This is a genomic window from Methylobacterium sp. 1A, assembly GCF_058072805.1.
Genome location: NZ_JBYQVE010000002.1, coordinates 1,939,399 through 1,958,579, shown reverse-complemented (window position 1 = coordinate 1,958,579; position 19,181 = coordinate 1,939,399). Strand labels below are relative to the sequence as shown.

The window sequence follows — 19,181 nt, the reverse complement described above, 5'->3', positions numbered from 1 at the left end:
CAACCCTCACCCCAGCCCTCTCCCGCGCGGGAGAAGGAGCCCGTCGCGCCTGCCCGCGCCGCCGCGTGAGCGTGGCGGTTCATGGAATGAGGCGCGGCGCCGCCTCACGGATCCGGAGCGCTCCGCCCCATGCTGAGCCTCAGCTTCACCCCGCTCCTGCCCTGGCCGGCCATCGCCGTTCTCGGAGCGATCGTCGCCGTCCTGGCGGTCTTCGCCGTGCTGGCGCGCGGCCGGACCGCGCTGCTGCGCGTCCTCGTCCTCGCCCTGGTGCTCGCGGCGCTCACCAACCCGGCGCTGGTGCGCGAGGACCGCGAGCCCGTGAAGGATGTCGCCGCCATCGTGGTCGACCGGTCCGGGTCCCAGCAGCTCGGCGACCGGCCGCAGATGACCGACGCGGTCCGCGCCGAGTTGCAGCGCCGGTTCGGTGCGCTCACCGATATCGAGCCCCGCTTCATCGACGTGCCCGATTCCAAGGACGGCGACGACGGCACCAAGCTGTTCACGGCCCTGAGCCAGGCGCTGGCCGACGTCCCGCCGGAGCGCCTCGCCGGGATCGTGATGCTCACCGACGGCGTGGTGCACGACATCCCGTCCTCGCTGGCGCAGCTCGGCATCAAGGCGCCGCTCCACGTCCTCGTCACGGGACACCCGGACGAGCGCGACCGGCAGATCAAGCTCCTGGAGGCGCCCCGCTTCGGCATCGTCGGCAAGGACCTGACGATCCGCGCCGAGGTCATGGAGCGCGGCGGGACCGGCCACGCGGTCGTCACCGTGCGCCGCGACGGCGAGGAGATCGGCCGGCGGGACGTCGCCACCGACAAGCCGTTCTCCCTGAACCTGCGCATCGAGCACGGCGGCCCGAACGTGGTGGAGATCGAGGTCGAGCCGCTGCCGGGCGAGCTCACCACGGTCAACAACCGGGCGGTCCTGCCGATCGAGGGGATCCGCGAGAAGCTCCGGGTGCTGCTCGTCTCCGGCGAGCCGCACCAGGGCGAGCGCACGTGGCGCAACCTCCTGAAGTCGGACGCCAACGTCGACCTCGTCCACTTCACCATCCTGCGGCCGCCGGAGAAGCAGGACGGCACGCCGATCTCGGAACTCTCCCTGATCGCCTTCCCGACGCGCGAGCTGTTCGTCCAGAAGATCAAGGACTTCGACCTGATCATCTTCGACCGCTACGCCAACCAGAGCGTGCTGCCGCAGGCCTATTTCGACAACATCGTCCGCTACGTCCGCGAGGGCGGCGCCCTGCTGATCGCCGCCGGCCCCGAATTCGCCGGACCGGCGAGCCTCGCCCGCACCCGGCTCGCCGGCATCCTGCCCGGCGACCCCGACGGCCGGGTCGTCGAGAAGCCCTACAAGGCGACGCCGACGCAGGTCGGCCAGCGCCACCCGGTGACCCGCGCCCTGCCGGGCTCGGACGCGAACCCGCCCGCCTGGGGCGACTGGCTGCGCATCGTCGAGGCCCGGACCCGGCCGGGAATCCAGCCGATCCTGTCGGGGGCCGAGGGCCTGCCGCTGCTCGCCCTCTCGCGCGAGGACAAGGGCCGCGTCGCCCTGCTCCTGTCCGACCACGCTTGGCTCTGGGCGCGGGGCTATCAGGAGGGCGGCCCCTATCTCGACCTGCTGCGCCGCCTCGGCCACTGGCTGATGAAGGAGCCGGCCCTGGAGGAGGAGGCGCTGCGCGCCCAGACCACCGGGCGCGGCCGCGAGGTGCGGGTCGAGCGCCAGACGATGGCGGACCAGGCCGAGCCGGTCACCGTCACGGGCCCCACCGGCAAGGTGACGACGCTGACGCTGAAGCCCCAGGAGCCCGGCCTGTTCACCGCGACCTTCGACGCGGAGACCCTGGGCCTGCACACCCTGCGGTCGGGCAACCTCGTGGCCTTCGTCAGCGTCGGGCCGGCCAATCCGCGCGAGCTCGCCGACGTGTTCAGCGACACCGAGCGCCTGAAGGCCGCGGCCGACGGGTCGGGCGGCTCGGTCCGCCGGGTCGCCGAGTCGGGCGGCATCCAGGTGCCGCGCCTCGCGCTGGTGCGCGGCGGCCGCCTCGCCGGCAGCGACTGGATCGGCTTCCGGCCGAGCGACAGCGCCAACATCCGCGGCGTCGAGGTCTACCCGCTGGCGCTCGGCCTCGCGGCGCTGGCCGCGCTGGCGGCCGCCCTGCTCGCCATGTGGCTGGTCGAGGGCCGGCGGGGGCGGGCGGCGTGACGCGGACTTGCGGCTGGGCGCGCCTTCGGACCCGTGCGGCCCTGTGCGCTCCCGCATGGTCGACGGGCGGCGGTCCGCGTCCTATGACCCCCTGACATGTCGAGAGAGTCCGCGTCCGGCGCGGGCTCGAACCAACGGAGACAGCCTGCCCGTGACAGCGCAGACCGTGACTGGACGCCTCCTCGCCGCGACACTCCTCGTCGCCTGCCTCCAGCTCGCCCCGGCCCGTGCGCAGGAACCGGCCGCGATGCCGTCGACGCCGCCTGCCGTGCCGGCCACCCTGCCGGCCGCCAACGGCCAGTGGACCCACGCGATCACGCTGATGGGCCAGCCGAAATACGGCCCGGACTTCAAGCATTTCGACTACGCCGACCCGGCAGCCCCCAAGGGCGGCATGGTCCGGTTCGGGGCCCAGGGCGGGTTCGACAATTTCAACATCGTCGTCGCCGGCCTGAAGGGCGACCTCGAGAACGGCATCCAGCAGATCTACGATCCGCTGATGACCGAGTCGTCGGACGAGCCGTTCACCTCCTACGGCCTGCTCGCCGAGGCGGTGCGGATCGCCCCCGATCTCGGCTCGGTCTCGTACCGGCTGCGCGAGAACGCCCGCTGGCACGACGGCAAGCCGATCACGCCCGAGGATGTGGTCTGGTCCTTCGACGTGCTGAAGGCCAACAGCCCGTTCTACGCCGCCTACTACCAGACCGTGGCCAAGGCCGAGGTGACCGGGCCGCACGAGGTGACCTTCACCTTCACCGAGACCGGCAACCGCGAGCTGCCGCAGGTGATCGGGCAGCTCCGCGTCCTGCCCAAGCACTGGTGGACCGCCAAGGATTCCAACGGCAAGGCGCGCAGCGTCACCGAGACGACCCTGGAGCCGCCGCTGGGCTCGGGCCCCTATCGGCTCGCGAAGTTCGAGCCGGGCCGCACCACCACCTACACCCGCGTGCCCGATTACTGGGGCAAGGACCTGCCGGTGAATGCCGGGCGCTACAACTTCGACACCGAGCGCTACGAGTATTTCCGCGACGGCACCGTGCTGGTCGAGGCGCTGAAGGGCGATCTCTACGATTTCCGGATCGAGAACATCGCCCGGAACTGGGCGACCGCCTACGAGGATTTCCCCGCCGTGAAGGAGGGCCGCCTGATCAAGGAGGCGTTCCCCGAGCGCGGCATGGGCATCATGCAGGCCTTCGCGTTCAACACGCGCCGGGACAAGTTCAGGGATCCGCGCGTCCGCCGGGCCTTCAACCTGGCGATGAACTACGAGGAGATGAACAAGGCGCTGTTCTACGGCCTCTACAAGCGCATCAACTCCTACTTCTTCGGCTCGGAGCTGGCCTCCTCGGGCCTGCCGGAGGGCGAGGAGAAGGCGATCCTCGAGAGCGTCAGGGACAAGGTCCCGGCCTCGGTCTTCACCACCCCCTACGCCAACCCGGTCAACGACGGCCCCGAGGCGGTTCGCAGGAACCTGCGCGAGGCCGTCGGCCTGCTGCGCGAGGCCGGCTACGAGCTGCGCGGCGGCAAGATGGTCAGCAAGGCCACCGGCGAGCCGCTGACCGTCGAGTTCCTGGAGTTCCAGAACACCTTCGAGCGGGTCATCCTGCCGTTCTCGGCGCAGCTGAAGCTGATCGGCATCGACGCCACCCTGCGGGTCATCGACCAGGCGCAGTATCAGAACCGCATCCGCAACTTCGACTTCGACGTCACCACGGCGTCGTGGGGCGAGTCGCTCTCGCCGGGCAACGAGCAGCGCGAGTACTGGGGCTCGGCGGCGGCCGACAAGCCGGGCTCGCGCAACCTGATCGGGATCAAGGACCCCGGCATCGACGCCCTGATCGAGAAGGTCATCTTCGCCAAGGACCGCCACACCGTGGTCGCGGCGACGCGCGCCCTCGACCGGGTGCTCCTCGCCCACGACTACGTCGTCCCGCAATGGTCCTCCGACCAGCAGCGGACGCTGCGCTGGAACCGGTTCGGCCACCCGGCGATCCTGCCGCTCTACGCCAGCTCCGGCTTCCCGACGACGTGGTGGTACGACGAGACGCTCGCCGCCAAGACCGGGGCGCCCCGTTGACGGGCGGTCCCGGGATGCCGACCCGGCGCGGGCTGGTCCTCGGGGCCGGCGCGCTCGCGGCGATGCCGCCGTGGCGCCCCGCCCGGGCGGTTGACGCGCAGGAGCGCCACGGCCTGTCCAGCTTCGGCGAGCTCAAATACGGCCCGGACTTCGCGCATTTCGACTACGTGAACCCGATGGCGCCCCGCGGCGGGCGCTTCTCGGCGCAGCTCGCCGCGACGACCGGCAACCAGTCGCTCAACACCTTCAACACGCTCAACGTCTACGTGCTGCGCGGCGACGGGGCCGCCGGCATGCCCCTGACCTTCGACAGCCTGATGGTCCGCGCCCTCGACGAGCCGGACGCCCTCTACGGGCTGGTGGCGCGCGCCGTCACGGTCAGCCCGGACGGCCTGACCTACACCTTCGCGCTGCGCCCGCAGGCGCGGTTCCACGACGGCTCGCCGCTGACCGCGCGGGACGCGGCCTTCAGCCTCAAGCTCCTGCGCGACAAGGGCCACCCCGAGATCGCCGAGGTGATCCGTCCCATGACCGACGCCCGGGCCGAGGGCGACGGGCGGCTCGTGGTGACCTTCGAGCCGGGCCGCGCCCGGGACCTGCCGCTGTTCGTCGCGCAGCTGCCGCTCTTCTCCGCCGCCTACTACGCCGGCCGGGACTTCGAGGCCTCGACCCTGGAGGCGCCGCTCGGCTCCGGTCCCTACCGGGTCGGCACCGTCGATCCGGGCCGGTCCATCGGCCTGGAGCGCGTCCCGGATTACTGGGCCGCCGAGCTGCCGGTGAATGTCGGCCAGAACAACTTCGAGGCGATCCGCTACGAGTATTTCCGCGACCGCACCGTGGCCTTCGAGGCGTTCAAGAGCGGTGCCTTCACGTTCCGCGAGGAGTTCACCGCCCGGGTCTGGGCGACCGGCTACGACTTCCCGGCGATGACCGAGGGCCGCGTCGTCCGCGAGACGGTGCCGGACGCGCGGCCGAGCGGCACGCAGGGCTGGTGGATCAACACCCGCCGCGCGGCGTTCCGCGACCCGCGGGTGCGCGAGGCGATCGGCCTGTGCTTCGATTTCGAATGGTCGAACCGCAACCTGATGTACGGCGCCTACGCGCGCACGGCCTCGTTCTTCGAGAATTCCGACCTCAAGGCGACCGGCAAGCCCTCGGCCGAGGAGCTCGCCCTGCTGGAGCCGTTCAAGGACCTGCCGCCCGAGGTGTTCGGCGAGGCCTGGGCGCCGCCGGTCTCCGACGGGTCCGGCCAGGACCGGGCGCTGCTGAAGCGCGCCGACGCGCTCCTGCGGGAGGCCGGCTGCACCCGCCAGGGCGGCAACCTGCTGCTGCCCGGCGGCCAGCCCCTGACCCTCGAGTTCCTCGACGAGGATCCGGTCTTCCAGGCGGTCACGCAGCCCTTCATCCGCAACCTGGGGCTGCTCGGCATCAAGGCGAGCCTGCGCACGGTCGACCCGTCTCAGTACCAGGCGCGGCTGAAGGATTTCGACTTCGACGTCACGCCGCGCCGCTACAGCAGCGGGCTCACCCCCGGCGCGGAGCTGCGCGAGACCTACGGGTCCCGCTCCGCCGGGACCGCGGGCTCCAACAACCTGTCGGGGATCGCGAGCCCGGCGATCGACGCGCTGCTCACCGCCGTCGCCGACGCGACGTCGCGGGCGGACCTGACCACCGCCTGCCGGGCCCTGGACCGGGTCCTGCGGGCCGGGCGCTACTGGGTGCCGATGTGGTACGCCTCGACCCATCGCCTCGCCCTCTGGGACGTGTACGGCCGCCCGGCGACGCCGCCGAAATACGATCTCGGCGCCCCCGGGACGTGGTGGTTCGACGCCGACAAGGCCAAGCGGATCGGGCGGGACTGACGCCATGCTCGCCTACATCCTGCGCCGCATCGGCCTGATGATCCCGACCCTGTTCGGGATCATGCTGATCACCTTCACCATCGTGCAGTTCGCCCCCGGCGGACCGGTGGAGCGGGTGCTGTCGCAGCTCCAGGGCCAGCGCGACGGGGCCATGTCCCGCGTCACCGGCGGCTCGGGCGACCTCGGCGGCGCCAGCCGGCCGTCGGGCGGCGGCGGCGACGCCAGTTCCCGCTACCGCGGCGCCCAGGGGTTGAGCCCGGAATTCATCGCCAAGCTCGAGAAGCAGTTCGGCTTCGACAAGCCGGCGCCCGAGCGCTTCGCCAAGATGCTCTGGGACTACGTCCGGTTCGATTTCGGCCGCAGCTACTTCCGCGACGTCACGGTCATCCAGCTGATCAAGGAGCGGCTGCCGGTCTCGATCTCGCTGGGCCTGTGGATGACGCTGCTGTCCTACGCGATCTCGATCCCGCTCGGCATCCGCAAGGCCGTGGCGGACGGCACGCGCTTCGACCGCGCGACCTCCTTCGTGGTGATCATCGGCTACGCGATCCCGGGCTTCATGTTCGGGCTGATGCTCATCATCCTGTTCGCCGGCGGCTCGTTCTACCAGTGGTTCCCGCTGCGCGGCCTGACCAGCGAGGGCTGGGAGAGCTTCTCGCCCTGGCACAAGGTGACCGACTACGCGTGGCACATGGTGCTGCCGCTGACCGCCCTGGTGATCGGCGCCTTCGCCACCTCGACCCTGCTGACCAAGAACTCGTTCCTCGACGAGATCCGCAAGCAGTACGTGCTGACCGCGCGGATGAAGGGGCTGTCCGAGCGGCGCGTGCTCTACGGGCACGTGTTCCGCAACGCCATGCTGATCGTGATCGCGGGCTTTCCGGGCGCCTTCATCTCGGCCTTCTTCACCGGCTCGCTGCTCATCGAGACGATCTTCTCCCTCGACGGCCTGGGCGAGCTGTCGTTCCGGGCGATCGTCGGGCGCGACTATCCGGTGGTGTTCGCAACGCTCTACATCTTCTCGCTGCTCGGGCTCGCGGTGAACCTGCTGTCCGACCTGATCTACGTCTGGATCGACCCGCGGATCGATTTCTCGGCGCGGGCGACCTGACCGCGCGGCGCGCGGATCCTCAGGTCTCCGGGAGGCTCGCGGCGCCGGCCGGCACCGGCGGCTCGTCGCGCGGGGGGCCGGCCAGGCCCAGCAGCGCCGCGATGGCGTCGCCGTCCGGCGCGCCGAGGAGGTCCGCCAGGGTGTAGCGGTCGAGGACGGCGAGGAACGCCGCCAGGGCCTCGCCCAGCACCCGCCGAAGCCGGCACGGGGCCGTGATGGCGCAGGCGCCGCCGCCGAAGCACTCGACCAGCGCCAGGTCGTCCTCGGTCTGGCGCACCACCGCACCGACGACGATCTCCTCCGGCGGCTTCGCCAGCCGAAGGCCGCCGCCACGGCCGCGGATCGTCCGGATCAGGCCGAGCCGACCCAGCTGGTGGACCACCTTGGTCAGGTGGTTCTCCGAGATGCCGTAGGCGCGCGCGATCCCGGCGATCGAACTCTGCTCGGGCTCGTGGAGCCCGACGTAGATCAGCGTGCGCAACGCGTAATCCGTGTAGCGGGTCAGGCGCATCTCAACTCCAGAAGACGATCCCTGCCGTGGCGCGATGCGATGTCCGCCGCGGTCCGAGTCCGTACGCGCAGCCGCGGACCGGCACCACCGCTGGCAGGCGAACAGGCATCGTCCCTATAAGATGTATTTCACTTGCATCGTTTCGAGGGGGCGCTAAAAGAAGCATGTCGTATGCACCTTTTGAGCTGTGCCATGCCCGCGCCCCTCTCCCCCGCCACCGTCGCTCTCATCAAGGCCACCGTGCCGGCCCTGGAGGCCCACGGCCTCACCATCACGAAGCGCATGTACGAGCGCCTCTTCGAGAACGCCGAGATCCGCGACCTCTTCAACCAGTCCCATCACGGCGAGACCGGCTCTCAGCCGAAGGCCCTGGCCCAGGCCGTGCTCGCCTACGCCCGCAACATCGACAATCTCGGCGTCCTGGCGGGCGCGGTCGAGCGCATCGCGCAGAAGCACGTCGCCCTGAACATCCTGCCGGAGCACTACCCGCACGTGGCCGACGCCCTCCTCGGCGCGATCGGGGATGTCCTCGGCGAGGCCGCCACGCCGGAGATCGCCACGGCCTGGGGGGAGGCCTACTGGTTCCTGGCGGAACTGCTGATCGGCCGGGAGGCCGCGATCTACCGCGACCATGCCTCCAAGCCGGGCGGCTGGAACGGCTGGCGCGACTTCGTGGTCGACAGCGTGACCCAGGAGAGCGAGACGATCCGCTCCTTCGTTCTCGTGCCGGCCGACGGTGGCCCGGTGCTGCGGCATCGGCCGGGCCAGTATCTCGGCTTCCTCCTGGACCTGCCGGGCCGCGGTGTGCTGAAGCGGAACTACTCGGTGTCCTGCGCGCCGAGCGACCGGGCCTACCGCATCACCGTCAAGCGCGAGGCGGCGCCGGGCCGTCCGGCCGGGATCGCCTCGAACTGGCTGCACGACCACGCGCGGCCCGGCACCGTGCTGAAGGTCGCCGCACCGGCGGGCGACTTCAGCCTCGACACCGAGAGTGACGCGCCCGTGGTGCTGGTCAGCGGCGGCGTCGGGCTGACCCCGATGATCAGCATGCTCGAGACCATCGCGGCGGACAGCCCGGACCGGCCGACCTGGTACGTGCACGGCGCCCTGTTCGGCCGCGTCCACGCCCTGCGCGACCACGCCCGGGCGCTCGCGGCGCGGGCCCGCGCCGCGACGCTCGTGACGTTCTACGCGGAGCCCGAAGCCGCGGACCGGCCGGGTGAGCACTACGACGTCCAGGGCCTGATCACGGCGGACTGGCTCGCGGAGCACACGCCGCACGACCGCGCGACCTACTACCTGTGCGGTCCCAAGCCGTTCCTGCGGGATCTCGCCACCGGCCTGCTGCGCCGCGGCGTCCCGGCCGAGCGGGTGAAGTTCGAGTTCTTCGGCCCGGCCGACGAGCTCTTCGAGGAGCCCCGGCAGGCAGCCTAGGCGGCGCTCAGGGCGTTCCGCCGCGGAGCGGCCGCGTGGCGCCGAGCACCCGCGCCACGGTCGTCCGCAGCGCCTGCGCGCTCCGGTAGCCCACGGCCGCCGCGACCGCCTGCGGCGGCCGCCCCTCGGCCGCGAGCGCCAGCGCCCGGATCACGCGGGCCCGCGCCCGCCAGTCGCCGAAGCTGAGGCCCGTCTCCGCGCGGAACCCGCGCGTGAGCGTGCGCCGACTCGCGCCGGCACGGTCGGCCCAGGCGTCGAGATCGGCCTCCGAGGCCGGATCCTCGATCAGCGCGAGGCAGACGCGGCGCAGGCGCGGGTCGCGGGGGAGCGGCAGCGCGAGCGGCGTCGCGGGGGCCCGGCCGATCTCGTCGAGCACCAGGGCGGCGAGGTGGCCGCCGCGACCCGCCTCCGCGTAGAGCACCGGCTCCTCCGCCAGCGCGGTGAGCGCGGCGGCGAGGAGCCGCGACACCGCGATCACCCGGCAGCTCGCCGGGAAGGACCGGACCGCGGCCGGATCGAGATAGGCGGAGCACATCGCGACCGCGCCGTGGGTCGCGACCGCGTGCGGCAGAAGCGGCGGGATCCAGAGGGCGTGCCCCTCGGGAACCACCCAGGTGCCGTCCTCCGCGAACGCCATCATCAGCCCGGACGTGGCGTAGAGCAGCTGCGCCCGGGGATGGAAGTGCCGGGCGAGGTGCATCCCGGCCGCGTAGGTCTTGGGCATCACCGCGACCGGGCGAGGCACGTCCTGATAGTCGGCCGCCTCGGTCGACCGCCCCGCGGCGCCGCGCGCCTCCGTCGAGATTGGCCCGTTCGCGTACATATCCGGCCCAACACCGCCATCGGGTCAGGCTATCAGGGTGCCGTCCCGGAGGATACGCCGCGATGGATTCCGACACGCTGTCCCGCCGCACCCTGCGCTTCGTCAACGTCGCGCACGCCCTCGACCACTTCGTGCTGCTGATCTACCCGACCGCGGTGATCGCCATCGCGGCCCAGACCGGGCTCGGCTACGGCGAGCTGATCGGGCTCGCCACCGGCGCCTTCGTGGCCTTCGGCCTGTGCTCGCTGCCGATGGGCTCGCTGGCCGACCGCTTCGGGCGGCGCAACATGCTGGCGGTTTTCTTCTTCGGCTACGGCCTGTCCTGCCTGGGCGTGGCGAGCGCCTCGACGCCGCTGGGCTTCGCCCTCTGGCTCTGCGTCCTCGGGCTCGCCTCGGCGATCTACCACCCGGTCGGCTCGGCCATGCTGGTCACCCATGCGCGCCGGCTCGGGCACGATCTCGGCATCAACGGCGTCTGGGGCAATCTCGGCGCGGCCTCGGCCTCCGGCCTGACCGCGCTGCTCGCCGCCACGGTCGGCTGGCGCGCGGCCTTCGTCGTCCCGGGCCTCGTCTGCCTCGCCTGCGGGGCCGCCTTCGTGGCTCTGGTCCCGGGCGACGGCGACGCCGCGGGCCGGAAGGCCGGCGGCGCCGCGGTGATCCCGGTGACCCGGCCCTGGGCGCTCATGGCGATGTTCGCCCTGTCGATCTTCGCGGGCGGCCTGACCTTCAACCTGACGACGATCAGCCTGCCCAAGGTGATCGACGAGGGGGTCGGGCAGGCGCTGCCGCTGGCCCTGACCGGCTCGATCGCCACCGGCGTCTTCCTGTTCGGCGCCCTGATGCAGCTCGCCATGGGCCGGCTGATCGACCGCTACAGCCTGCCGTCCCTGTTCGTGGCGCTCTCGGTGCTGCAGCCGCTGGGGCTCGGGATCGCGGCCGCCTCCACCGGCCTGCCGCTGCTCGCCGGGCTCGTCCTCGCCATGACGGCGATCTACGGGCAGGTGGTGATCAACGATGCGATGATCGCCCGCTACGTGCCGCCCGCCTACCGGGCCCGCGCCTACAGCGTGCGCTACTTCGTGGGCTTCACGGCGAGCGGCTTCGTGGTGCCGGCGATCGCCCTCCTGCATGACCGCGGCGGCTTCGCGCTGGTCCTTGGCGTCGCCGCCGCCTGCGGCGCGGTGATCTGGCTCGCGGCCCTGGGCTTCCTGAGGCTGACGCAGGGCGGCGCGCGGCCCGCCCTGGCCGCCGCCGAGTAGCGCGGCGGTTTGCGGGGCGAGCCCCGCGCTGCTACGCGGCGCCCGTCCGACCCGCGAGTACCCCGTGACCGACCTGTCCCTCGTCATCCGGCCGGAGCGGCCGGAGGATGCCCCCGCCATCGAGCGCCTCCATGCCCGGGCCTTCGGTCCCGGCCGCTTCGCCCGCACCGCCTACCGCCTCCGCGAGGGTGCGGCCGAGCGGATCGACCTCGGCATCACCGCCTCGGTCGGCAGCTTCCTCGTCGGCTCGGTCCGGATGGGGCCGGTGCGGACCGGGGCGACGCCCTTCGTGATGCTCGGCCCCCTGGCGGTCGATCCGAGCTTCGAGGGTCGCGGCATCGGCGGCACCCTGACCCGCGCGGCGATCGAGGGGGCGCGGCGGGCGGGCGAGGGCCTGGTGATCCTCGTCGGCGACGCGCCCTACTACGCCCGCTTCGGGTTCACGCCGGTTCCGCCCGGGCGCCTGACCCTGCCGGGACCGGTCGACCCGGCGCGCCTGCTGTGGCTGGAACTGGCCGAGGAGTTCCGTGCGGGCGTGTCGGGCCCGATCGAGGCGGTCAGGACCTGAAACGGGGCCCGACGGGCGTGCCTCAGCTCTCTGACGGTGATGTCGATCCGCACCGGGCTGGTCTTCTGCATGCGCGTGAATGGCTCAGCGCAACCCACACGCAGCCGCCGTCATTGCGAGCGAAGCGAAGCAATCCAGTCGCGCCACACTTGCGGAGGGCGCGCTGACCCTGGGTCGCTTCGCTCCGCTCGCGATGACGGAGGGGGCCGACGGGTCCGCCGAGCAGCGAGCGCCGCCAGGGCCGGCGCTCGACCGTTCGAAACCCCGTTCAGGCCCGCCGGAGCGCCAGCGCGGCGATCAGCCCGGCCGCGAGCAGCGCCAGCGCCACCGGCGTCGCCGAGGTCGCCGGCCACGCCGAGGCGGCGGCCGTGAACAGCGCCCCGAACGTCATCTGGGTGAAGCCGTAGAGGCTGGAGGCCGACCCGGCGGCGTGCGGGTCGACGTTCATCAGCCCCGCCACCGCGTTGGGGCTGAGCAGACCGACGCCCACCGCGTAGGCGAAGAGCGGCACGATCAGGCTGACCACGCCGAGCATGCCGGTGCGGTCCACGACCAGCAGCGACAGCGCCGCCCCGATACAGAGGAGGTTGCCGCTCCGCGCCGCCTTGCGGATCGGCACCCGGGCGGCGAGCCGGCTCGCCAGGACGGCGCCGCCGACCATGCCGAACACGACGATCAGGCAGTCGAAGCCCACCTCCTGCGAGGAGCGCCCGAGCCGGTCCACGAGGAGGAACGGCGCCACCGCCAGGAACGCGTAGAGACTGGTGCCGCCGCAGGCGCCCGCCACCAGGTAGGCCCGGAACACCGGGACCCGCACCAGCCGCAGGTAGCCGGACAGGACGGCGACGAAGCCCGGCAGCGCCACCTTGTGGCGGTTGGTCTCGGGCAGGGTGAAGACCACGAGCGCGCCCAGCACGGCGACGAGGCCGGCCAGCACCACGAACACCGCGCGCCAGCCGAAGGCCTCGTTCACCACGCCGCCGATCGCCGGGGCCAGCGCGGGCGTGAGCGTCATCGCGGTGGTGAGGATCGCGAGCTTCCGGGCGGCGTCCTCGCGGGTCGAGACGTCGCGGACCATCGCCCGGCCGATCACCAGCGAGCCGCAGGCGCCGAGGGACTGCAGGACGCGGGCGACGAGCAGGACGCCGATGTTGGGCGCGGGGATCGCGAGCAGCAGGCCGGCGAGGTAGAGGCCGAGTCCCCCGATCAGGATCGGGCGCCGCCCGTACCGGTCCGAGAGCGGCCCGTAGAGGAGCTGACCGCCCGCGAGCCCGATCAGGTAGACGGTGATCGTCAGCTGCGCGCCGGCGGCGTTGGTGCCGAGGTCGACGGCCGCCGCCGCCAGCGCCGGCACGAAGATGTGCAGCGCCACCGTTCCGGTCATGGTCACGGCGACGAGGAGCGGCAGGGGGGCCCGGCGCTCCGGCACGGCGGGACGTCGATCAGTCAAGGGGCCCTACGCGGTTCTCGATCCGGCCGGATGCCGGGGCGCAGCCGCCTTAGGCAAGGGCCACGCCCGGAGCCATGCCGGCGGAACGCGCCAGGCACGCGAGGGGCGGGACCGTGCCCGGCCCCGCACCCGGCCCCGTGCGGCCTACTCCTTCGGCAGCGGCTGCGGGGTCGGCAGCGGCGCGTTCAGATCCTTGGTCGGGCCGCCGACCTCCAGATCCTTCGCCCGCTCGACGGCCTCGGGATTGGCCTTCGCGGCCGGCTCCTTGGCGGCCGGCGCCGTCGGCGCGGTCGGCTCGGCGGGGATCAGGCTCGAGGGCTGCCCCTGCTGGTCGCTGTCGTGGGCGCTGGCCGGGGGAGCCGGCGCGTTGCGGTCGCTCGACTCGCCGGTCGTCCGCGGGCTGCCGGGCGACTTCGCCTCGACCGGCTTGGCGGTGCCGGTATCGGCGGGCTTGGCCGGGCTGTCCTTACCCTCGGACGCCTTGTTGGCGGCGGGCTTGTCGGCGGACGGCTTGTCGGCGGCGGGCTTGTCCTCGGGCTTGGCCGCGGCGGGCGCGGCCGCCGGCGCGGCGTCGGTCTTCTCGACGGCCGGCAGCGGCTTCGGCGATTCGGCGAGCGTCCGCAGGTAGGCGATGACGTTGGCCCGCTCCTGCGGCGCCGCGATGCCCGCGTAGGCCATCTTGGTGCCCTTCACGTAGGCCTTCGGGTTCGTCAGGAACTCGTCGAGGTCAGCGTAGGTCCAGGTGCCGCCCTTCTCCTTCATGGCCGCCGAGTAGTCGAAGCCCGCATGCGCGCCCTTCGGCCGCTCGACGATGCCGTACAGGTCGGGGCCGACCTTGTTCGGGCCGCCCTTCTCGAAGCTGTGGCAGGCGTGACAGGCCTTGGTGCCGGCCTCGCCCTTCTCGGCATTGGCGCTCGCGAGGCGGACGGCGATCGGCTCGACCTTGGCCTCGGGCGCCGCGGAGGCGGCCTCGGGCTGCGGCTCGGGCAGGTCATAGCCGGCATTGCCCGCCGGCTTCGGGTGGTAGATCAATTCGGCGACGAAACCCGATCCGGCCGCGAACAGAAGGGCGCCGAGGACCGCACCCAGGACCTTGTTCACCTCGAACGAGTTCATGCTCTTCTCGCAACTCGGCCGTGCCGAACGCGCGCCTGACACGGGCGAGCGGGCTCGGACACCGGACATTGGAAGATTTCGAGGTTGCCTTAGCGGTTCCGGGCCGCTCCTGACAATGCCGCAGGGGCGTTCCGCGTCGCTCCGGCGCAGGATTGTTCCACCGAATTGTCCAGCTTGTCACCGTGTGGCACCTTTTCTCCACCGCGGCCCGGCCCGTTTCCGCAGGCGCGTTCCCGGGGGACGACAACCGGGGGCCGGCCTGTTAAGCAGCCGGCCGCCTCCCGTCGCGGCCGCTCGATCCGCGCATCCGGATCCGAATCTCGATGTCCGATCCCCTGGTCCTGATCCCGGCGCGCCTCGCCGCGACCCGCCTGCCGAACAAGCCGCTGGCCGACATCGCCGGCGAGGCCATGATCGTCCATGTCTGGCGCCGGGCCGTCGAGGCCGGGATCGGCCCGGTGGTGGTCGCCACCGACACGGCGGAGATCGCCCGCACGGTCGAGGCCGCGGGCGGCCTCGCGGTGATGACCCGGGCCGACCACCCGTCGGGCTCCGATCGCCTCGCCGAGGCCCTGGAGATCGTCGATCCGGAGGGCCGCCACGACGTGGTCGTCAACGTGCAGGGCGACCTGCCGACCATCGACCCGGCGATCATCGGCGCCTCCGTCGCGCCGCTCGCCGACCGCACCGTCGACATCGTCACCCTCTGCGCGCCGATCACCGATCCGCACGAGGCCGACAACCCCAACGTGGTCAAGCTCGTCGGCCACGCGGTCGGTCCCGGGCGTCTGCGCGCCCTCTACTTCACCCGCGCCCGCGCGCCCTGGGGCGACGGGCCCCTCTGGCACCATATCGGCCTGTACGCCTACCGGCGCACGGCGCTCAGCCGGTTCGTGGCCCTGCCGCCCGGCGAGCTGGAGGTGCGGGAGAAGCTCGAGCAGTTGCGGGCCCTCGAGGCCGGCATGCGCATCGATGCCGCCATCGTCGACGACCTGCCGCTCGGCGTCGACACCCCCGCCGACCTGGAACGGGCCCGCGCCCTGCTGCAGGGCCGGCGCCTGAACTGACCGACGAACGAATCCGCGCCGCCATGACCGACCGCACCATCGCCTACCAGGGTGAGCCCGGGGCCAACTCGCACATCATCTGCGCGGAGGCCTATCCGGACTGGACGCCGCTGCCCTGCCCGACCTTCGAGGACGCCTTCGCGGCGGTGACGGAGGGGCGCGCGCAGCGGGCGATGATCCCGATCGAGAACTCGATCGCGGGCCGCGTCGCCGACATCCACCACCTGATCCCGATCTCGCCGCTGCACATCGTGGCCGAGCACTTCCTGCCGATCCACTTCCAGCTGATGGTCCTGCCGGGCACGAAGCTCGAGGCGCTGAGGAGCGTCCACAGCCACGTCCACGCGCTGGGCCAGTGCCGCCGCATCATCCGCCGGCTGGGCCTGAAGGCCGTGGTCGCCGGCGACACCGCCGGGGCGGCCCGCGAGATCGCCGAGATCGGCGACCCGAGCCGGGCGGCCCTGGCGCCCGCCCTCGCCGCCGAGGTCTACGGCCTGGACATCCTCGAGCGCGACGTCGAGGACGAGGCGCACAACACCACCCGGTTCGTGGTGTTCTCCCCCGAGCCCGAGCCGGTCGCCCAGGGCGCCGAGCCCTGCGTGACGAGCTTCGTGTTCCGCGTCCGCAACATCCCGGCCGCCCTCTACAAGGCGCTCGGCGGCTTCGCGACCAACGGCGTCAACATGTCGAAGCTCGAGAGCTACATGGTCGACGGCGAGTTCACCGCCACGCAGTTCTACGCCGAGGTCGACGGCCATCCGGAGGATCCGGGCCTCCGCCGCGCGCTGGACGAGCTCGGCTTCTTCTCGCGCGAGCTGCGGGTGATCGGGACCTACCCGGCCCACCCGTTCCGCGAGGCGGCGCGGCCGCCCGCGGAGTGATCCTCACTCCCGCCGCAGGATGCGGTCGGCGGCCAGATCCGACCAGAAGCCCGGCCGGAAATCCCGCTTGAGCGCCTCGGGATCGTAGACGGTCTCGACCCAGGTCAGGAAGTCGAGGCCCTTCGCCTCGCCCTCGGCGCGGTAGCGGGCGAAGAACGCGTCGAGGATCCCGGTCTTGGCGAAGCGGAGATGGCCGTAGCGGGCGGAGAGCTGCCGGGCGGCCTCGGCCACCGGGCGGCCCTCGTGCAGGATCAGGTACAGGGCCGAGGCGAGGCCGGCCCGGTCGGCGCCGGACTTGCAGTGCATCACGGCCGGGTACTCGATGCCGGCGAAGAACGCCTTGGCGCCGAGGATGGTGGCGCGGTCCGGCGCCTCCCGCGAGCGGAGCACGAACTCGACGAGCTTGAGGCCGTGGCGCTCGCAGGCCTCGCGCTGCAGCGGCCAGGACCCGTGCTCGCGCCCGCCGCGCAGGGAGATGATCGTCCGCACGCCCTCGGCCCGGAAGCGGGCGAGCTGGTGGGGACCGGGCTGGGCCGAGCGCCAGACGGCGCCGGTGCCGACCCGGTGCCGGTTGAGGTAGGCGAGGCGGAACACGCCGTGGTCCACCAGCAGCATGCTGGCCCAGGCCATCAGCCGGTCGCCGGGGCCGGCGATCGGTCGCTCGAAGCGGGCGATCCGGGCCATGCGGCGCGCGTAGCGCGTCTCGGGCTTGAGGAAGCGGTTGAACAAGGCCGGGCTGCCGAGGGAACGAGCCCGGGCTCTACCAGCCACCCGGCGGCCCGGCAATTCGCGGGCCCGCGGCGGCCCGGCACCAGACCGGCACGCGGTCGACCACACACCGACGGGATCCGGCGCCGTTCTTGCCTTCACTCCGCCCGGATCGGCATCGAACCTGCGCGGACCGCGCGAGTTATCCGCCGGTCGGACGATGGGAGGCCCGAGGCCCATGAGCACGCGCACCACGAGCATCCGCCGGGCCCGCGAGGCCGACCTCGGCGGCTTGTCCAAGGTGTTCGACGCGTCGTGGCGCGAGGCCTATCGCGGCATCATCCCGGGCGTCGCCCTGGAGCGGCTGATCTCGACCCGGGACCGGGCGTGGTGGCGGGGCGCCCTGCGCCGCGGCCGGCCGATCGCGGTGGTCGAGACGGGCGAACTCGTCGTCGGCTACGCGGCCTACGGGCGGACGCGCAGCCGGTCCCTCGGCACCGAGGCGGAGATCGACGAACTCTACCTGCTGCCGGAGTACCAGGGCGTCGGCCTGGGCCGCCGCCTGTTCCGGGCGGTGCGCAACGACCTCGCGGATCACGGCCTCGCGCGGCTCGGCGTGTGGAGCCTGGAGGACAACGCCCGCGCGAGCGCCTTCTACGAGGGGCTCGGCGGCGTCGCCGGCCCGCGGGTGCTGGACCGCGTGGCGGGCCTCCCGCTCCCGAAGGTCGGGTTTCTCTTCGGCTAACGTTTTCCAGCGCTCGTTGCCGGGCCGTACCATCGACTGATTTGCTTTGCCAGGCGGCGCCTCTAAGAGATCCGGGAAGCGGACGAGACCGCATTCCGGAAGCGACAGGCCATGAAGATCGACGCCATCCCGCTCGGCAAGAAGCCGCCGCACGACGTCAACGTCATTGTCGAGGTGCCGCTCGGCGGCGAGCCGATCAAGTACGAGATGGACAAGGAATCCGGCGCGCTGGTCGTCGACCGGTTCCTGTACACGCCGATGTTCTACCCGGGCAATTACGGCTTCATCCCCCACACCCTGTCGGGCGACGGCGATCCCTGCGACGTGCTGGTGGCCAACACCCGCGCGGTGCTGCCGGGCGCGATCATCAGCGCGCGTCCCGTGGGCGTCATGGTGATGCAGGACGAGGGCGGCGAGGACGAGAAGATCATCGCGGTGCCCTCGCGCCACCTGACCAAGCGCTACGACCGGGTCGAGAACTACACCGACCTGCCCGACATCACGATCCAGCAGATCCAGCACTTCTTCGAGCACTACAAGGATCTGGAGCCCGGCAAGTGGGTCAAGTTCGTCCGCTGGGGCGACAAGGAGGAGGCCCACCGGCTGATCGAGGAAGCGATCGAGCGCGGCAAGGCCAAGAAGTAAGGGTGTTCCGGCCGCTCCTCCGGGGAGCGGCCCGTACCCGTCAGCCGTCGATGCGGCGCAGCCCGGCCCGGTAGCGCCGGGCATTCTCCACGTAGCGCAGGGCGGCCTGCCGCAGACCCTCGATCGCGGTCTCGTCAAGGGTGCGCACGGCCTTGGCCGGCGCCCCGACGATCAGGCTGTGATCCGGGAACTCCTTGCCCTCGGTGACCAGCGCGTTGGCGCCGACGAGGCAGCCGCGGCCGATCCGGGCCCCATTCAGAACCGTCGCCCCCATGCCGACGAGGCTGCCGTCCCCGATGGTGCAGCCGTGCACGATCGCGCCGTGCCCGATCGTGACGTCGGTCCCGATCACGAGGGGGAAGCCGGGATCGACGTGCATGATCACGCCTTCCTGGACGTTGGTGCGGTCACCGATGCGGATCGGCTCGTTGTCGCCGCGCAGGGCCGCGCCGAACCAGATGCCGACATCGAGGCCGAGATGCACCCGGCCGATCACCTGCGCGTCGGGCGCGATCCAGACCCGGGCCGGGTCGGCGAGGTCGGGGACGTGCTCGTCGAGGGCGTAGAGCGGCATGGCGGCCTTTCACGGAAGAGCGGTGGTATCGGCCGCGCGGCGCGGCCGGGATCGCGACAGATGACGCGCGGCACGTGTCGCGGGAATGGTACGGCGCGTCCAGGCTGCCAATGCTAGGCTGGCTCCGCAAGCGGTCGTG

At 72.2% G+C, this 19,181-nt stretch carries 17 protein-coding genes; 11 read left to right on the top strand and 6 right to left on the bottom strand.

All coding sequences use genetic code 11. The features are described from left to right. The first annotated feature begins 129 nt into the window (after positions 1 to 129). The 4 genes from ACX9MN_RS29315 to ACX9MN_RS29300 all read left to right on the top strand — a co-directional run bounded on the left by ACX9MN_RS29315 (position 130) and on the right by ACX9MN_RS29300 (position 7,261). On the top strand, positions 130 to 2,211 hold the full coding sequence (locus ACX9MN_RS29315; protein WP_056525936.1) for a hypothetical protein: 2,082 nt from the start codon (positions 130 to 132) through the stop codon (positions 2,209 to 2,211). A 151-nt stretch (positions 2,212 to 2,362) separates the two neighbouring features. Continuing rightward, positions 2,363 to 4,288 carry an extracellular solute-binding protein gene (locus tag ACX9MN_RS29310; RefSeq protein ID WP_489726142.1) on the top strand — a complete coding sequence of 642 codons (1,926 nt, stop codon included), beginning with the start codon at positions 2,363 to 2,365 and terminating at the stop codon, positions 4,286 to 4,288. A gap of 14 nt (positions 4,289 to 4,302) precedes the next feature. Beyond that, positions 4,303 to 6,150 (top strand): extracellular solute-binding protein, encoded by a 1,848-nt coding sequence (locus ACX9MN_RS29305; RefSeq protein ID WP_489726141.1) that lies wholly within the window; start codon positions 4,303 to 4,305, stop codon positions 6,148 to 6,150. A 4-nt stretch (positions 6,151 to 6,154) separates the two neighbouring features. Beyond that, positions 6,155 to 7,261, top strand: coding sequence for a microcin C ABC transporter permease YejB (locus ACX9MN_RS29300; protein ID WP_132367173.1), 1,107 nt, complete (start codon positions 6,155 to 6,157; stop codon positions 7,259 to 7,261). A gap of 19 nt (positions 7,262 to 7,280) precedes the next feature. Here the strand turns inward: ACX9MN_RS29300 and ACX9MN_RS29295 are convergent, their stop codons facing one another. Continuing rightward, entirely contained in the window at positions 7,281 to 7,772 is a 492-nt protein-coding gene (locus tag ACX9MN_RS29295) for an Rrf2 family transcriptional regulator (RefSeq protein ID WP_056525927.1), read from the bottom strand. A 192-nt stretch (positions 7,773 to 7,964) separates the two neighbouring features. On the opposite strand from ACX9MN_RS29295, the gene hmpA reads away from it, so the two are divergent. After that, on the top strand, positions 7,965 to 9,206 hold the full coding sequence (gene hmpA, locus ACX9MN_RS29290) for an NO-inducible flavohemoprotein (RefSeq protein ID WP_020092632.1): 1,242 nt from the start codon (positions 7,965 to 7,967) through the stop codon (positions 9,204 to 9,206). Positions 9,207 to 9,213: 7 nt separating this feature from the next. On the opposite strand, the gene ACX9MN_RS29285 is transcribed toward hmpA, so the two are convergent. Further along, a complete protein-coding gene (locus ACX9MN_RS29285; protein WP_489726140.1) occupies positions 9,214 to 10,029 on the bottom strand; it encodes an AraC family transcriptional regulator in 816 nt (271 codons plus the stop codon). Between the two features lie 62 nt (positions 10,030 to 10,091). Here ACX9MN_RS29285 and ACX9MN_RS29280 point away from each other — a divergent pair, with 62 nt between their 5' ends. Together ACX9MN_RS29280 and ACX9MN_RS29275 are read left to right on the top strand one after the other, a co-directional pair. Beyond that, complete coding sequence (locus tag ACX9MN_RS29280; RefSeq protein WP_489726139.1) at positions 10,092 to 11,288, top strand: MFS transporter; 1,197 nt, start codon at positions 10,092 to 10,094, stop codon at positions 11,286 to 11,288. A gap of 64 nt (positions 11,289 to 11,352) precedes the next feature. Next, a complete protein-coding gene (locus ACX9MN_RS29275) occupies positions 11,353 to 11,856 on the top strand; it encodes a GNAT family N-acetyltransferase (protein ID WP_100251390.1) in 504 nt (167 codons plus the stop codon). A 268-nt stretch (positions 11,857 to 12,124) separates the two neighbouring features. Here the strand turns inward: ACX9MN_RS29275 and ACX9MN_RS29270 are convergent, their stop codons facing one another. Together ACX9MN_RS29270 and ACX9MN_RS29265 are read right to left on the bottom strand one after the other, a co-directional pair. Then, on the bottom strand, positions 12,125 to 13,285 hold the full coding sequence (locus ACX9MN_RS29270) for a multidrug effflux MFS transporter (RefSeq protein ID WP_020092636.1): 1,161 nt from the start codon (positions 13,283 to 13,285) through the stop codon (positions 12,125 to 12,127). A 165-nt stretch (positions 13,286 to 13,450) separates the two neighbouring features. Further along, entirely contained in the window at positions 13,451 to 14,422 is a 972-nt protein-coding gene (locus ACX9MN_RS29265) for a c-type cytochrome (protein WP_020092637.1), read from the bottom strand. A gap of 323 nt (positions 14,423 to 14,745) precedes the next feature. On the opposite strand from ACX9MN_RS29265, the gene ACX9MN_RS29260 reads away from it, so the two are divergent. Together ACX9MN_RS29260 and ACX9MN_RS29255 are read left to right on the top strand one after the other, a co-directional pair. Then, the gene (locus ACX9MN_RS29260; RefSeq protein ID WP_020092638.1) at positions 14,746 to 15,489 is read left to right on the top strand and encodes a 3-deoxy-manno-octulosonate cytidylyltransferase; all 744 of its coding nucleotides are present in this window, start codon (positions 14,746 to 14,748) and stop codon (positions 15,487 to 15,489) included. Between the two features lie 23 nt (positions 15,490 to 15,512). Continuing rightward, positions 15,513 to 16,370 (top strand): prephenate dehydratase, encoded by an 858-nt coding sequence (locus ACX9MN_RS29255; protein ID WP_056525912.1) that lies wholly within the window; start codon positions 15,513 to 15,515, stop codon positions 16,368 to 16,370. A gap of 3 nt (positions 16,371 to 16,373) precedes the next feature. Here the strand turns inward: ACX9MN_RS29255 and ACX9MN_RS29250 are convergent, their stop codons facing one another. After that, positions 16,374 to 17,099 carry a tyrosine-protein phosphatase gene (locus tag ACX9MN_RS29250; protein WP_489726138.1) on the bottom strand — a complete coding sequence of 242 codons (726 nt, stop codon included), beginning with the start codon at positions 17,097 to 17,099 and terminating at the stop codon, positions 16,374 to 16,376. Between the two features lie 217 nt (positions 17,100 to 17,316). Here ACX9MN_RS29250 and ACX9MN_RS29245 point away from each other — a divergent pair, with 217 nt between their 5' ends. Both ACX9MN_RS29245 and ppa read left to right on the top strand, forming a co-directional pair. Next, the gene (locus tag ACX9MN_RS29245; protein ID WP_056525909.1) at positions 17,317 to 17,823 is read left to right on the top strand and encodes a GNAT family N-acetyltransferase; all 507 of its coding nucleotides are present in this window, start codon (positions 17,317 to 17,319) and stop codon (positions 17,821 to 17,823) included. A 111-nt stretch (positions 17,824 to 17,934) separates the two neighbouring features. After that, positions 17,935 to 18,468 (top strand): inorganic diphosphatase, encoded by a 534-nt coding sequence (gene ppa / locus ACX9MN_RS29240; protein WP_020092642.1) that lies wholly within the window; start codon positions 17,935 to 17,937, stop codon positions 18,466 to 18,468. Positions 18,469 to 18,508: 40 nt separating this feature from the next. Here the strand turns inward: ppa and ACX9MN_RS29235 are convergent, their stop codons facing one another. Next, entirely contained in the window at positions 18,509 to 19,042 is a 534-nt protein-coding gene (locus ACX9MN_RS29235) for a gamma carbonic anhydrase family protein (RefSeq protein ID WP_132367167.1), read from the bottom strand. Positions 19,043 to 19,181 lie beyond the last annotated feature (139 nt).

Excerpts from the sequence above, each read along its gene's own strand:
- ACX9MN_RS29315 (WP_056525936.1), top strand. The coding sequence starts at position 130 with ATGCTGAGCCTCAGCTTCACCCCGCTCCTGCCCTGGCCGGCCATCGCC.
- ACX9MN_RS29305 (WP_489726141.1), top strand. The coding sequence starts at position 4,303 with ATGCCGACCCGGCGCGGGCTGGTCCTCGGGGCCGGCGCGCTCGCGGCG.
- ACX9MN_RS29300 (WP_132367173.1), top strand. The coding sequence starts at position 6,155 with ATGCTCGCCTACATCCTGCGCCGCATCGGCCTGATGATCCCGACCCTG.
- ACX9MN_RS29295 (WP_056525927.1), bottom strand. The coding sequence starts at position 7,772 with ATGCGCCTGACCCGCTACACGGATTACGCGTTGCGCACGCTGATCTAC.
- hmpA (WP_020092632.1), top strand. The coding sequence starts at position 7,965 with ATGCCCGCGCCCCTCTCCCCCGCCACCGTCGCTCTCATCAAGGCCACC.
- ACX9MN_RS29285 (WP_489726140.1), bottom strand. The coding sequence starts at position 10,029 with ATGTACGCGAACGGGCCAATCTCGACGGAGGCGCGCGGCGCCGCGGGG.
- ACX9MN_RS29280 (WP_489726139.1), top strand. The coding sequence starts at position 10,092 with ATGGATTCCGACACGCTGTCCCGCCGCACCCTGCGCTTCGTCAACGTC.
- ACX9MN_RS29265 (WP_020092637.1), bottom strand. The coding sequence starts at position 14,422 with ATGAACTCGTTCGAGGTGAACAAGGTCCTGGGTGCGGTCCTCGGCGCC.
- ACX9MN_RS29260 (WP_020092638.1), top strand. The coding sequence starts at position 14,746 with ATGTCCGATCCCCTGGTCCTGATCCCGGCGCGCCTCGCCGCGACCCGC.
- ACX9MN_RS29255 (WP_056525912.1), top strand. The coding sequence starts at position 15,513 with ATGACCGACCGCACCATCGCCTACCAGGGTGAGCCCGGGGCCAACTCG.
- ACX9MN_RS29245 (WP_056525909.1), top strand. The coding sequence starts at position 17,317 with ATGAGCACGCGCACCACGAGCATCCGCCGGGCCCGCGAGGCCGACCTC.
- ppa (WP_020092642.1), top strand. The coding sequence starts at position 17,935 with ATGAAGATCGACGCCATCCCGCTCGGCAAGAAGCCGCCGCACGACGTC.
- ACX9MN_RS29235 (WP_132367167.1), bottom strand. The coding sequence starts at position 19,042 with ATGCCGCTCTACGCCCTCGACGAGCACGTCCCCGACCTCGCCGACCCG.